At 69.8% G+C, this 13240-nt stretch carries 14 protein-coding genes; 4 read left to right on the top strand and 10 right to left on the bottom strand.

Translation table 11 applies throughout. The features are described from left to right. Window positions 1–80: 80 nt before the first annotated feature. Genes ACRSBM_RS31140 through ACRSBM_RS31100 form a run of 9 tightly spaced genes read right to left on the bottom strand, consistent with a single transcriptional unit; the run spans window position 81 to window position 8224 of the window. Window positions 81–782, bottom strand: coding sequence for a sirohydrochlorin chelatase (locus ACRSBM_RS31140; RefSeq protein ID WP_434448790.1), 702 nt, complete (start codon window positions 780–782; stop codon window positions 81–83). Further along, on the bottom strand, window positions 779–1651 hold the full coding sequence (locus ACRSBM_RS31135; RefSeq protein WP_434448788.1) for an ABC transporter permease: 873 nt from the start codon (window positions 1649–1651) through the stop codon (window positions 779–781). The genes ACRSBM_RS31140 and ACRSBM_RS31135 overlap by 4 nt, the downstream gene beginning before the upstream one ends. Beyond that, window positions 1635–2411, bottom strand: coding sequence for an ABC transporter ATP-binding protein (locus ACRSBM_RS31130; RefSeq protein WP_434448786.1), 777 nt, complete (start codon window positions 2409–2411; stop codon window positions 1635–1637). Before ACRSBM_RS31130 ends, ACRSBM_RS31135 begins: the two co-directional genes overlap by 17 nt. Before the next feature lie 18 nt (window positions 2412–2429). Next, window positions 2430–3476: an ABC transporter substrate-binding protein gene (locus tag ACRSBM_RS31125; RefSeq protein WP_434448784.1), complete on the bottom strand. Its 1047-nt coding sequence runs from the start codon at window positions 3474–3476 to the stop codon at window positions 2430–2432. Next, window positions 3473–4786, bottom strand: a complete 1314-nt coding sequence (locus ACRSBM_RS31120; protein ID WP_434448782.1) for a sulfate adenylyltransferase subunit 1 — start codon at window positions 4784–4786, stop codon at window positions 3473–3475. Before ACRSBM_RS31120 ends, ACRSBM_RS31125 begins: the two co-directional genes overlap by 4 nt. Then, window positions 4787–5701 carry a sulfate adenylyltransferase subunit CysD gene (gene cysD, locus ACRSBM_RS31115; protein WP_434448780.1) on the bottom strand — a complete coding sequence of 305 codons (915 nt, stop codon included), beginning with the start codon at window positions 5699–5701 and terminating at the stop codon, window positions 4787–4789. Continuing rightward, window positions 5698–6393, bottom strand: coding sequence for a phosphoadenylyl-sulfate reductase (locus tag ACRSBM_RS31110; protein WP_434448778.1), 696 nt, complete (start codon window positions 6391–6393; stop codon window positions 5698–5700). The genes cysD and ACRSBM_RS31110 overlap by 4 nt, the downstream gene beginning before the upstream one ends. Further along, on the bottom strand, window positions 6390–6548 hold the full coding sequence (locus ACRSBM_RS31105) for a hypothetical protein (RefSeq protein WP_030472080.1): 159 nt from the start codon (window positions 6546–6548) through the stop codon (window positions 6390–6392). Before ACRSBM_RS31105 ends, ACRSBM_RS31110 begins: the two co-directional genes overlap by 4 nt. Next, entirely contained in the window at window positions 6545–8224 is a 1680-nt protein-coding gene (locus ACRSBM_RS31100; RefSeq protein ID WP_434448776.1) for a nitrite/sulfite reductase, read from the bottom strand. The genes ACRSBM_RS31105 and ACRSBM_RS31100 overlap by 4 nt, the downstream gene beginning before the upstream one ends. A 368-nt stretch (window positions 8225–8592) precedes the next feature. On the opposite strand from ACRSBM_RS31100, the gene hemW reads away from it, so the two are divergent. Beyond that, window positions 8593–9801 (top strand): radical SAM family heme chaperone HemW, encoded by a 1209-nt coding sequence (hemW, locus tag ACRSBM_RS31095; RefSeq protein ID WP_434448775.1) that lies wholly within the window; start codon window positions 8593–8595, stop codon window positions 9799–9801. A 2-nt stretch (window positions 9802–9803) separates the two neighbouring features. On the opposite strand, the gene ACRSBM_RS31090 is transcribed toward hemW, so the two are convergent. Then, entirely contained in the window at window positions 9804–10031 is a 228-nt protein-coding gene (locus tag ACRSBM_RS31090) for a hypothetical protein (RefSeq protein WP_434448773.1), read from the bottom strand. A gap of 126 nt (window positions 10032–10157) precedes the next feature. Here ACRSBM_RS31090 and hrcA point away from each other — a divergent pair, with 126 nt between their 5' ends. Genes hrcA through ACRSBM_RS31075 form a run of 3 tightly spaced genes read left to right on the top strand, consistent with a single transcriptional unit; the run spans window position 10158 to window position 13100 of the window. Further along, complete coding sequence (gene hrcA, locus ACRSBM_RS31085; protein ID WP_434448771.1) at window positions 10158–11180, top strand: heat-inducible transcriptional repressor HrcA; 1023 nt, start codon at window positions 10158–10160, stop codon at window positions 11178–11180. Window positions 11181–11223: 43 nt separating this feature from the next. Next, the gene (dnaJ, locus tag ACRSBM_RS31080) at window positions 11224–12372 is read left to right on the top strand and encodes a molecular chaperone DnaJ (protein ID WP_434453282.1); all 1149 of its coding nucleotides are present in this window, start codon (window positions 11224–11226) and stop codon (window positions 12370–12372) included. Further along, window positions 12369–13100 carry a 16S rRNA (uracil(1498)-N(3))-methyltransferase gene (locus tag ACRSBM_RS31075; protein WP_434448769.1) on the top strand — a complete coding sequence of 244 codons (732 nt, stop codon included), beginning with the start codon at window positions 12369–12371 and terminating at the stop codon, window positions 13098–13100. Before dnaJ ends, ACRSBM_RS31075 begins: the two co-directional genes overlap by 4 nt. The last annotated feature ends 140 nt before the right edge of the window (window positions 13101–13240 follow it).

The raw sequence follows: 13240 nt of genomic DNA, 5'->3' as shown, positions 1-13240 counted from the left end.
TGGAAGAAGTGAGCCCAGGTGCGCGTCCGGACGGTCGCTGCCTGGGCTTCGCGCTTTCAGCCCTCGACCGGCAGCCGTCATCAGGCTGAGCGGGCCACCGTCTGACGCGCCAACGCCTCGTCGTACCGGTCCACCACCAACTGCGCGACCTCGACGTCGTCACCCAACGGCCGCGCCACCACGGCGTCACCGGCCAGCGCGGCGACCTTGTCCGGCAGCATCCCCGGCGCCAGGAACCACGACGCGACGGCGATCCGCGTGGCACCGCGAGCCTTCAGCCGTTCGACGGCTTCCGGAACGGTCGGCGAGGCGATGGACGCGAACGCCGCCTCGACCCCGGCCCACCCCGACTCGCGCGCCCATCGCCGGGCCACACGAGCCACGGCCTCGTTCGCGGGCGCGTGCGACGAACCGGCACCGGCGAGCACCACGCCCAAAGACTTGTCGCCGAACGAGACTCCAGCCTCGGACAGCCGGCGCAACGCGGCCGACTCCAGCCGAGGGTCCGGTCCCAGCACGTCGGTCACCACGGCCGGAACCCGCGACTCGGCGACGGCGGCCGGCACGTCGACTCGGGCGTGATAAGCCTTGCCCAGCAACAAAGGTACGACGACCGAGGGGCCGCGCAGCACGTCGCTCAGCCGGGGCGCGCACAGGTCGAGGAAGCAGCCGCGCACGTCCAGTTCCGGCCGCAGCGACCGGACGACGTCGAGCAGCGCGTGGATCGACGCGGCCGATCGCGGGTCACGGCTGCCGTGTGCGACAGCGACGAGCGGGATCACAGTGCCCCCGTCAGGCCTCGAGCCCGCAGCACGGTGCGCTCCAGCGGGCGGAACAGCAGCAGCTCGATCCCGATGCCCACCAACAGGATCAGGAAGATCGCCGCGATCACCATGTTGATGTCGTTCAGCGACGACCCGTTGTGCAGGTACTGGCCGAGACCGGTGCCCAGCTGGGGTGACGTCGCGATGATCTCCGCGGCCATCAGCGACCGCCACGAGAACGCCCAGCCCTGCTTCAGGCCGGACAGGTAGCCGGGAAGGGCGGCGGGCAGCAGGATGTGGCGGGCGGAAGCCAGCCTTCCGGCGCCCAGGGCCCGTCCTACGCGCGGCAGCAGGGGCGGGATCTGGTCGATTCCCGACACCAGGCCGTTGGCGATGGACGGCACCGAGCCCATCAGCACGACGAAGTAGATCGTGGACGGCGTGACGCCGAACCACAGGATCGCCGCCGGAACCCAGGCCACCGAGGGAAGTGACTGCAGGCCGGTCAGCAACGACCCGATCGCCGCGCGCACCACCCGCACCTTGGCGATCAGCAACCCCAGCGGCGTCGCGATCAGCACCGCCGCGATGAACCCGAACACCGCGCGGTGCAACGAGGTCCACAGGATGCTGAACGCCTCGCCCGTGCCGATCGAGCGGACGAGCTCGTTCCACACGTTGACCGGCGCGGGGAGTTGGAACTCGGGCAGCAGGGCTGAGGCCCACAGCGCCTGCCACACGCCCAGGAGCAGTGCGAAGGCGATGAGCGGTGGCACGCCCGTCTTCAGGAAGCGGCGCCACAACGGCGGCTTGTGCGCCTCTACGGGCACGTCCAGCGCGTCCAGGCCGGCGCCGACCTTGTCGAGCGTGTCAGGAGGCGTGGCCACTGATGACCTCTCGGAGGTGGGTGTTGATCTCGTCCAGCAGCCCGTCGCGCGAGTCCCGCACGTCCCACTCGCGCACCACGCGGCCGGGGCGCGACGACAGCAGCACGACGCGCTGGCCCAGCCGGACGGCCTCGCGGACGTCGTGCGTGACGAAGATGATCGCGGTGTTCGTGGTCTCCCACACGCGGATCAGCTCGGCCTGCAGCACGTCGCGCGTGATGGCGTCGAGGGCCGCGAAGGGCTCGTCCATCAGCAGCAGGGCGGGGGCGCCGTCCGGGGACACGGTGGTGGACGCCAGCGCGCGAGCCAGGGCCACGCGCTGGCGCATGCCGCCGGAGAGTTCGTGCGGACGCTTGTTCGCGACGTCGCCGAGCCGCACCAGTTCGAGCAGTTGCAGCGCCCGACGCTTGCGCGCCAGGCGGCCGACGCCGGCGAAGCGCAGCGCCAGTTCGACGTTGCGGGTGGCGGTGAGCCACGGCATGAGCGCGGGTTCCTGGAACATCACGGCGGGACGGGACGTGTTGAGCCGCAACTCACCGGACGTCGCACCGTCGAGGCCCGCGACGATGTTCAGCAGGGTGCTCTTGCCGCAGCCGGACGCGCCGAGCAGACAGACGAACTCGCCGGGCTTGACCTTGAGGTCGACCCCGTCGAGTGCCACCACCGCGGAGTTGCCGTGGCCGAACACCTTGCGGACGCCCGCCAGTTCGACGGCGGTGTCCATCGTGGACAGAGCAGTGGTCTCGAGCGTGGCGGTCATGTCCGTGTCCCCTCAGAGCTACTTCTGGTCCAGTCCGGCTGCTTGCACGATCGGCTTGCCCTGTGCCTGAAGAACCTTGTTCAGCACCGTGAAGTCGGCGTACCCGGCGACGTTCGCGGTCTCGCCGGCCACACCGGCGGTCACGGCGTCCTTCGCGAGCTGCGGGAAGTGCCTGGCCTGCGCGTCGGTGGTCAGCTCGATGTCGCTCCACGCGGCGTCGAGGATGCTGTCGCCGAGCTTCCTCGACGTGAGCTTCTCCAGCGCGGCGTTGACGGTCGTCTTGGCGTCGGCGGCGTTCGCCTTCGCCCACTCGGTGGCGGCGACGTGGCCCTTGAGCACCGACTCGACGGTCTCCGGGTGCTCCTGGAGGAACCTCGTCCGCACGATGATCACCGTGGTCGGGAACTGCCCGCCCTCCCACAGCTCCTTCTCGTTGACCAGCACCTTCGCGCCGGCCTCCTCGACCAGGCGCGCGGCCCAGGGCTGCGGTGCCCACGCGGCCTGGACGTCGCCCCTCTTGAACAGGTCGAGCGACGCGGCGTTCTCCACGTTCTGCACAGTCACCTGGCCGGTGAGGTTCTTCTGCGCCAGGTACTTCTTCAGCGCCACGTCCTGGGTGTTCGCGAGCTGCGGCGTGGCGACGGTCTTGCCCTTGAGGTCCTCGACCGAGTCGATCCCGGGCCGCACGACGAGCTGCGCGCCGCCCGAGGTCGCGCCCGAGATCAGCCGCACCGTCTCACCCTTGGACTTCGAGTAGGCGTTGATCGCCGGACCCGAGCCGATGTACGCGATGTCGAGCGAGTCGCCCAGCAGCGCGTTCACCTCGGCCGGGCCGGCGTTGAACGCCTGCGTCGTGAGCTTGGTGGTGCCGAGCTCCTTGGTGAACAAGCCCTTCTCGACTCCGATCAGCGCGGCGGCGTGGGTCACGTTCGGGAAGTACCCGAGCCGGACCTCGGTCGCGGGTCCCTTCGACGCCACGGGCTCGTCGTCGGTGACGCGACGGCTGCACGCGCTGACCGCGGTCAGCAGCACGAGTGCCGCGACCACAGCGGAGCGGAGGTTCACGGTGTTCCTTCCGCACCGACAAGCGCGTCGTCGGCGACACCGTCCAGCTCCGGCAGCGGCGCCCCGACCAGCCCGGCGGCAAGCGTGCTCCCGTCGCTCGCGTCGATCACCAGGAACGATCCGGTGCGGCGGCTGAAGCTGTAGTCGTCCAGCGGGACGGGCTCCGCGAGGCGCAGGGTCACGCGGCCGATCTCGTTGAGCTCCAACGAGGCCGGGCTGTCCACACTGGACAGGTTCTGCTCGTCGAAGCGGTCGCGCAGCTCGGTGACCATCGCCTGCACGGTCCGCGTGCCGTGCTTGACGAGAACCCTGGCGCCGGGCCGCAGCGACTTCTCCGCGAGCCAGCACAGCGTGGCCTCGAAGTCGTCGGTGACGGTCGGCGCGTTGCCCGCGGTGGCGATCAGGTCGCCGCGCGAGATGTCGATGTCGTCGGTCAGCAGCAGCGTGACGGACTGGCCCGCCGCCGCCTCGGCGAGTTCGCCGTCCGCCGTGTCGATCTTCGTGACGGTCGAACGGCGGCCCGACGGCAGCACGACGATCTCGTCGCCCGGCTTGACCGTGCCCGCCGCGACCAGTCCGGCGTAGCCCCGGTAGTCGAGGTGCTCGGCGGTGCGCGGGCGGATCACGTACTGCACCGGGAACCGGAACGGCGCGTCCTGCGGGTCGGGCTCGACCGGCACGGTCTCCAGGTGCTCCAACAGAGTCGGGCCGGAGTACCACGGCGTGTTCGCGGACTTCTCCACGACGTTGTCACCGGCCAGAGCGCTCACCGGGATCTCGACGACCGCGTCCTCGGTGTAGCCGAGCGCGGTGGCGTGCGCGGTGAACTCCTTGGCGATGCGGGAGAACGTCACCTCGTCGTAGTCCACGAGGTCGATCTTGTTGACCGCGAGGACGAGCCGGGGCACGCCGAGCAGCGCGAGAACCGCCGCGTGGCGCCGGGTCTGCTCGATGACGCCCTTGCGCGCGTCGACGAGCAGCACGGCGAGCTGCGCGGTGGAGGCGCCGGTGACCGTGTTGCGGGTGTACTGCACGTGGCCTGGGGTGTCCGCGAGTACGAACGATCGCTTGGGCGTCGCGAAGTACCGGTACGCCACGTCGATCGTGATGCCCTGCTCGCGTTCCGACCGCAGGCCGTCGACCAGCAGCGACAGGTCCGGCGTCGCGAGACCGCGGTCGGCGCTCGCGCGGTGCACGGCGTCGAGCGTGTCCGCGAGCACGGACTTGGTGTCGTAGAGCAGCCTGCCGACGAGCGTGGACTTTCCGTCGTCCACGCTGCCCGCGGTAGCCAGCCTCAACAGGTCGCTCATTTAGAAGTAGCCCTCCCGCTTGCGGTCTTCCATGGCGGCCTCGGACAGCCGGTCGTCGGCCCGCGTGGCGCCGCGCTCGGTCAGCCGGGACGCGGCGACCTCGGCGATCACCGCGTGGATGTCGGCGGCGTCGGACTCGACGGCACCCGTGCAGGAGCCGTCGCCGACCGTGCGGTAGCGAACCGTCTTGCGCAGCAACGTCTCCCCGTCGCGCGCCGTGCCCCACGGGCCTTCGGCGAGCCACATGCCGTCGCGCAGGAACACGTCGCGCTGGTGCGAGTAGTAGATGTCCGGCAGCTCGATGCCCTCGCGCTCGATGTAGTTCCACACGTCGAGCTCGGTCCAGTTGGACAGCGGGAACACGCGGACGTGCTCACCGACGCGGTGCCGGCCGTTGTAGAGGTTCCACAGCTCCGGGCGCTGGCGCTTCGGGTCCCACTGGCCGAACGCCGTGCGCAGGCTGAAGATCCGCTCCTTGGCGCGGGCGCGTTCCTCGTCGCGCCGCCCGCCGCCGAAGACCGCGTCGAACTTGTGCTGCGTGATGGAGTCCAGCAGCGGCACGGTCTGCAGCGGGTTGCGCGTGCCGTCCGGACGCTCTTCGAGGCGGCCGTCGTCGATCCAGTCCTGGACCTTCGCGACCTCCAGGCGCAGACCGTGTTGCGCCACAACGCGGTCACGGAACTCGATGACCTCGTCGAAGTTGTGCCCGGTGTCGACGTGCAGCAACGGGAACGGCACCGGCGCCGGGTAGAACGCCTTGATCGCGAGGTGCAGCAGCAGCGTCGAGTCCTTGCCACCGGAGAAGAGGATCACCGGTCGGTCGAACTCGCCCGCGACCTCGCGGAAGATATGGATCGCCTCGGATTCGAGGCGCCCCAGGGTGTCGAGTGCGCCTGCGGTTCTGGTGACTGTCATCCGTGCAACCCACATTCCGTCTTCGACTGACCGGCCCAGCGGCCGCTGCGCGCGTCCTGTCCCGGCAACGGCTTCGCGGTGCACGGCAGGCAGCCGATGGAGGGATATCCCTCCTGCACCAACAGGTTCTCGAGGATGCCCTGCTCGCGGATGTAGGCGTTGAACTCGTCGTCCGACCACGGCGCGATCGGGTTGATCTTCACCAGGCCGTTGCGGTCGTCCCACTGCACGATCGGCGTGTTCGCCCGCGTCGGCGCGTCCACCCGGCGCACTCCGGTGACCCACGCGTCGTACTTCGCGAGCTCGCGGCGCAGCGGCACGACCTTGCGCAGGTTGCAGCACTTGGCCGGATCCGATTGGTACAGCAGGCCGAACTCCGCCTCCTGGTCCGCGACGGACTGCTCGGCGGCGGCGTTGACGATCCGCACGTCCGGGTAGACGACACCGACCGCGTCACGCACGCCGATGGTCTCCGGGAAGTGGTAACCCGTTTCCAGGAACAGCACGTCGAAGTCCGGCTTCACCTTGGCGGCGAGGTCGATCAGCACGGCGTCCTGCATGTTGGAGGCCACGATGTAGCTGTCGCCGAACGTCCGCGCGACCCACTCCAGCGCTTCGGTCGCGGAGGCGTTCGCCAGCTCTTCCCGCGCGGCCTCGGCGACGATCTTGAGGTCTTCCTTGAGATCGCTCACTTCTTCACCTCCTGTGGCAGGTTGAGCCCGACGAACGAGACCTTGAAGACGCGGCGGCATCCGGTGCACAGCCACGCGTAGCTGGGTTCCTCCTGCGGCCGGAGGTCCTCGTCACCGCAGTAGGGGCAGTAGAACGGCGTCGCGCGCTCGCTCATCGCAGCGAACCTTCTTCCGCCCGGCCGACCCACTGCGCGAAGCGCTCGTCTTCTTCGCGCTGGGCAACGAAGTTCCGCACGACCCGCTCGACGTACTCGGGCAGTTCCTCCGCGGTGACCTTGTGACCACGCAGCTTGCGGCCGAACCCGGCGTCGAGGCCGAGGCCACCGCCCAGGTGCACCTGGAAGCCCTCGACCTGGTTGCCCTGGTCGTCCGTGACGATCTGGCCCTTCAGCCCGATGTCCGCGGTCTGGATGCGGGCGCAGGAGTTGGGGCAGCCGTTGATGTGCACGGTGATCGGCGCCGTGACGCCGTCGACGATGTCCTTGAGGTTGGCTTCGAGCTGGGTGACGAGGTCGTTGGCGCGGGCCTTGGTCTCGACGATCGCGAGCTTGCAGAACTCGATGCCGGTGCAGGCCATGATCCCGCGCCGCCACGGCGACGGGTCGACCTGCAGGCCCAGCTTGGCGAGGTCGCTCTTGAGCGCCGGGACCTCGGCCTCGGGCACGTCCAGCACGATGATCTTCTGCTGCGGCGTGAACCGGACGCGCGTGGAGCCCACCCGTTCGGCGATCTTCGCGACCTCGACCAGGATCGAGCCGGACACGCGGCCCGCGACCGGCGCGGCGCCGACGTAGAACAGGCCGTCCTTCTGCCGGTGCACGCCGACGTGGTCGAGCTGCTGGTTCAGCACCTCCGGCGCCGGGCCGTCGATCATCTTGCGCTTGAGGTACTCGTCCTCCATGACCTGGCGGAACTTCTCCGGGCCCCAGTCGGCGACGAGGAACTTGATGCGCGCGCGGTGCCGCAGCCGGCGGTAGCCGTAGTCGCGGAAGACGCTGATGACCGCCTCCCACACGTCCGGCACCTCGTCCAGCGGCACCCAGGCGCCCAGACGCTTGCCCAGCATGGGGTTCGTGGACAGGCCGCCGCCGACCCAGAGGTCGAAGCCGGGACCGTGCTCGGGGTGGTGCACGCCGACGAACGCGACGTCGTGGATCTCGTGCGCGACGTCCTGAAGGCCGGAGATGGCGGTCTTGAACTTGCGCGGCAGGTTGGAGAACCGCGGGTCGCCGATGTAGCGCTCGAGGATCGTGTCGATCGCCGGCTGGCCGTCGAGCACCTCGTCCGTCGCGATACCCGCGACCGGCGAGCCGAGGATGACGCGCGGGCTGTCGCCACACGCCTCCATCGTCGTCAGGCCGACGTCCTCGAGCTGCTGCCAGATCGTGGGAACGTCCTCGATCCGGATCCAGTGGTACTGGATGTTCTGCCGATCGGTGATGTCGGCGGTGTCGCGCGCGTACGTCTGCGAGATCTCGCCGAGGACCTTGAGCTGCTGCGTGGTCAACGCGCCGCCGTCGCTGCGCACCCGCATCATGAAGAACTCGTCGTCCAGCTCTTCCGGTTCCAGCGTGGCCGTGCGGCCGCCGTCGATGCCGGGCTTGCGCTGCGTGTAGAGCCCGTACCAGCGGAACCGCCCGCGCAGGTCAGCCGGGTCGATGGAGTCGAAACCGCCGTGGGCGTAGATGTTCTCGATGCGGGTGCGGACGTTGAGCGGGTTGTCGTCCTTCTTGCTCCGCTCGTTGGGGTTCAGCGGCTCTCGGTAACCGAGCGCCCACTGCCCCTCGCCGCGACGCTGCTTGGCGCGCGGTGACGTCTGCGGCGGGACCATCGCCATCCTCCGGGGTTTGAGGCGCTCGGTGCGCGTGCGAGCCCGGAGGTGCTTGTGGTGGGGGCGTCGTCAGCGCGCCGGGCGCCGACGGGAACAAATCAGCGCGCGGTCAGGCCGAACGACGGCACATCGCGCTGGAGACACGACGGAAGTCGACGTGGCGGCGGGCCACGAGGCGGACTCCAGTCGAATGCATGACCTCAGTGTGCATGGCGTCCAGAGCATGGTCCACCGCCAACCGAATGCTGGGATTTCGCAGGGGAAGTTGACATTCTTCGCCGGTTTCGCAGAGTGATATTTCTGTCACCGACAGAGATGTCTCCTGGCTGGGCACCGCCGTTCGGGGGGCGTGGTGGACACTGGGAGTCATGCCCTCCGCTTTGCCCGAAGGCGAGCCCGCGCCCGCCGACGGTTCGCTCCCCCCGTCCGCCCTGACCGGTGTCGGCTCCCGCCCGTTCGGCATCTACGTGCACGTGCCGTTCTGCGCGACCCGCTGCGGCTACTGCGACTTCAACACCTACACGCCCGGCGAGCTCGGCTCGTCCGCGTCACCCGAGTCGTGGCTGGAGGGGCTGCGCCGCGAACTGGACCTGGCCGCTGCGGTGCTGGGATCCGCTCCGGCTGTCTCGACCGTCTTCGTGGGCGGAGGAACGCCGTCCCTGCTGGGTGCCGCGGGCCTGACGGACGTGCTGGGCGCGGTGCGCGCGTCGTTCGGCCTGGCTCCCGGCGCCGAGGTGACGACGGAGTCGAACCCGGAGTCGACCTCCGTCGAGTTCTTCGAAGGCATCCGGTCCGCCGGATACACGCGCGTGTCACTCGGCATGCAGTCCGCGGCCCGGCACGTGCTGCAGGTGCTCGACCGCAAACACACGCCAGGCCGTCCGGTCGACGCCGCTCGTGAGGCTCGTGTCGCCGGTTTCTCCCACGTGAACCTGGACCTGATCTACGGCACGCCGGGGGAGCGCCCCTCGGACCTGGCGGCCTCGCTGGACGCCGTGCTGGACGCGGGCGTGGACCACGTGTCCGCCTACGCGTTGATCGTGGAGGACGGCACCGGCCTCGCCCGCCGCATCCGCCGCGGCGACCTCCCGATGCCCGACGACGACGTGCTGGCGTCGTCCTACGAGATGGTCGACTCGGTTCTTTCCGGTGCCGGCTTCAGCTGGTACGAGGTGTCGAACTGGGCGACCTCCGTGGAGGCCCAGTGCCGCCACAACGTCCTGTACTGGAAGGGCGCCGACTGGTGGGGCTTCGGCCCCGGCGCGCACAGCCACGTCGGCGGGGTGCGCTTCTGGAACGTGAAGCACCCGGCCCGCTACTCGTCCCTGCTGGCCTCCGGAGCGTCGCCGGCGGCAGGCCGCGAGGTGCTGTCGCCCGAGGACCAGCGCGTGGAGCGGGTGCTGCTGGAGCTGCGCCTCGCCTCGGGCCTGCCGATGGACGTGCTCGACGACGCCGGCCGCGAGGAGGCGAAGCAGGCGATCGCCGACGGGCTGCTCGAGCCGTCCGACGACCGCTGCGTGCTGACCGACCGCGGCCGCCTGCTGGCCGACGCCGTGGTGCGACGCCTGCTGCCCTGACCTCAGCGGGCGCGCAGGTCGTGCTGGCTGTGCACCTCGATGAGCACCTGGCCGCCCTTGCGGTAGGTGACGGTGCCCCACCACAGCCCGTCGTCGCGCCGGGCGTCCTCCCACGTCACCGTGCCCTGCCACCACTCGTCGTCGCTGTGCACCAGGCAGGCCTTGCCCGGTGTCGGCGGTGGATCGCCGTCCCTCACCACTGACAGGTGCCTGCGCCTGTCCTCCTTCATGGTTTGGACCCTAGCGACCACCACCGACAAAAACAGGAGCCCGGATCGAGCACGACTTCCGCAGCGGGCACCCCTCACGAAACCGGCTGGGTAAACTCGGCGTAGTGGACACGGAGGTGAACAGCGGTGAACGCCGATGAGCGTCGGTTCGAGGTGCTGCGCGCCATCGTCGCCGACTACGTGTCCAACCAGGAGCCCGTGGGTTCGAAGGCCCTGGTCGAGCGGCACAACCTGGGTGTGTCGAGCGCGACCGTGCGCAACGACATGGCCGCGTTGGAGGACGATGGTTACATCGCCCAGCCGCACACCAGTGCCGGTCGCGTGCCCACGGACAAGGGGTACCGGCTCTTCGTCGACAAGCTGAGCGAGGTCAAGCCGCTCTCGCAGGCGGAGAAGCGGGCGATCCGCAGCTTCCTCGACGGGGCGATCGACCTCGACGACGTGATGCGGCGCAGCGTGCGGTTGCTCGCGCAGCTCACGCGGCAGGTGGCGGTGATCCAGGTGCCCACGTTGTCGCGTGCGGCCGTGCGTCACCTGGAGGTGCTGCCGATCACGCCGTCGCGGCTCATGCTGGTGCTGATCACCGACACCGGGCGCGTCGACCAGCGGATCGTCGAGCTGGGTGACGTGATCAGTGAGGAGCACACGAGCCAGTTGCGCGGTGTGCTCAACCAGGCGATGGCGGGGCAGCGGCTGGCCGAGGCGAGCGCCAAGGTCGCCGAGCTGCCCGACGAGGTTCCGACGAACCTGCGCGACCCGATGCTGCGGGTCGCTACTGTGCTGATCGAGACGCTGGTGGAGCACCCGGAGGAACGGCTGGTGCTCGGTGGCACCGCGAACCTCACACGAAGCATCACCGACTTCCCCGGCTCGCTGCGTCAGGTGCTGGAGGCGTTGGAGGAACAGGTCGTCGTGCTCAAGCTGCTCGCCGCCTCCCGCGACCCCGGTCGCGTGCTGGTGCGCATCGGTGAGGAGAACGAGGCCGCTGAGATGCGCAGCACTTCCGTGGTGTCCATCGGCTACGGCAGCCGCGACAATCCGCTCGGGGGCCTCGGCGTCGTCGGACCGACGCGGATGGACTACCCCGGGACTATGGCGGCCGTACGCGCGGTTGCCAACTACGTCGGTGAGATCCTGACCGGTCGTTGACCACACGTACTTGAAGTAATTGATGAACATGAAAGCGAACAAGGTGGCCAGGGATTACTACGGCATCCTCGGTGTTTCGCAGAACGCGACACAGGATGAGATCAAGCGCGCCTATCGCAAGCTCGCCAGGCAGCTGCACCCGGACGTCAATCCCAACGAGGAGGCACGCTTCAAGGAGGTGACGGCCGCCTACGAGGTGTTGTCGAACCCCGAGAAGCGCCGCGTCGTCGACCTGGGTGGCGATCCCCTCGACTCGGGCGGCGGTGGCCGCGGTGGCGGTGACCCGTTCGCCGGCTTCGGCCTCGGCGACATCATGGACGCGTTCTTCGGCGCCACGCCCGGCGGCGGCCGCGGTCCGCGCAGCCGCGTGCAGCCCGGTTCCGACGCCCTGATCCGGCTCGACATGACGCTGGAGGAGTGCGCGTCGGGCACCACCCGTGACCTGACCGTCGACACCGCGATCCTGTGCGACCGCTGCCACGGCGCCGGCACCCAGAACAACTCCAAGCCCGTCCAATGCGACACCTGCCACGGCCGCGGCGAGGTCCAGTCGGTGCAGCGCTCGTTCCTCGGCCAGGTCGTGACCTCGCGCCCGTGCCCGGTGTGCCGCGGCTTCGGCGAGGTCATCCCCGACCCGTGCCAGCAGTGCGCCGGTGACGGCCGCACGCGCTCGCGTCGCACGATCTCCGTGAACATCCCCGCCGGTGTCGCCGAGGGCATGCGCGTGCGCCTCGCGGGCCAGGGCGAGGTCGGCCCCGGCGGCGGCCCGGCCGGCGACCTCTACGTCGAGGTCGAGGAACACCCGCACGAGATCTTCGAACGCGACGGCGCCGACCTGCACTGCGTGGTGCAGATCCCGATGACGACGGCCGCCCTGGGCGCCACGCTGCCGCTGAAGACGCTGGACGGCGAGGAAGACCTTCAGATCGACCCCGGCACGCAGCCGAACACGCAGCTCGTGCTGACGGGCCGCGGCATGCCGAAGCTGCGTTCCACCGGCCGCGTCGACGGCCGCGGCGACCTGCACGTGCACCTCGAGGTCGTCGTGCCGACCAAGCTCGACGCCGCGCAGGCGACCCTGCTGCGCGACCTGGCCGAGCTGCGCGGCGAGAGCGAGCCCTCGTTGTCCCACAACGGCAAGGGCGGCGGCGGACTGTTCTCCCGCCTGCGTGCCTCCCGCGGCAACCGGTGACCCTGCCCGTCTTCCTCGTCCCGGCGCTGCCGTCGGGCGAGGAGTTCGTGCTGGACGGCCCGGAAGGCCGCCACGCCGCGACGGTCCGGCGTCTGCGCGTCGGCGAGGAGCTCGTGCTGTCCGACGGTTCCGGCACCCAGGTGCGGTGCGCGGTGGCCGCGGTCGAGCGCGATGCCCTGTCCTTGCGGGTGGTGGAGCGCTGGACGGAGCCTGAACCGACGCCGCGCGTGGTGCTCGCCCAGGCCCTGGTGAAGGGCGACCGCGGCGAACTCGCGGTCGAGCTCGCCACCGAGGCCGGCGTGGACGGCGTGGTGCCGTGGCGCGCCGCCCGGTGCGTGGCGAAGTGGGAGGACGGCCCGCGCGGCGCGAAAGCGTTGGGGCGCTGGCGTTCCACGGCACGCGAGGCGGCGAAGCAGGCCCGCCGTTCGCGGGTACCCGTGGTCGACGAACCCGTGAGCACGAACCAGCTTTCTCATCGCGTGTCGTCGTCGGCGTTGACGCTCGTGTTGCATGAGAGCGCGACCGAGCGCCTCGCCGACGTCGAGCTGCCCGCGTCCGGAGATGTGCTGCTCGTCGTCGGTCCCGAGGGCGGGATCACGCCCGAGGAACTCGACGCTTTGCGATCTTCGGGCGCGCGGATCGTCCGATTGGGCCCAACTGTTCTGCGTGCATCTACCGCCGCCGCGGTTGCTCTCGGTGCCATTGGGGTACTCACGTCACGGTGGTGACCCCAATCACTTCCCAGGTGAACATCGGATGGATTGGCTTGACGGAAGTTGTAGCGAATCCCAGGCCGATGGGGTTACCCTAGTTCGCAGAGGGGCTGATTGGTCTATCCGGAAACGGAGTAGACGATTAGGCCTTTCTG

Source organism: Lentzea xerophila, assembly GCF_051094245.1.
GTDB lineage: Bacteria > Actinomycetota > Actinomycetes > Mycobacteriales > Pseudonocardiaceae > Lentzea > Lentzea xerophila.
Note: the sequence above shows the minus strand (reverse complement) of the source record. Positions and strands in the feature narration are given on the sequence as shown.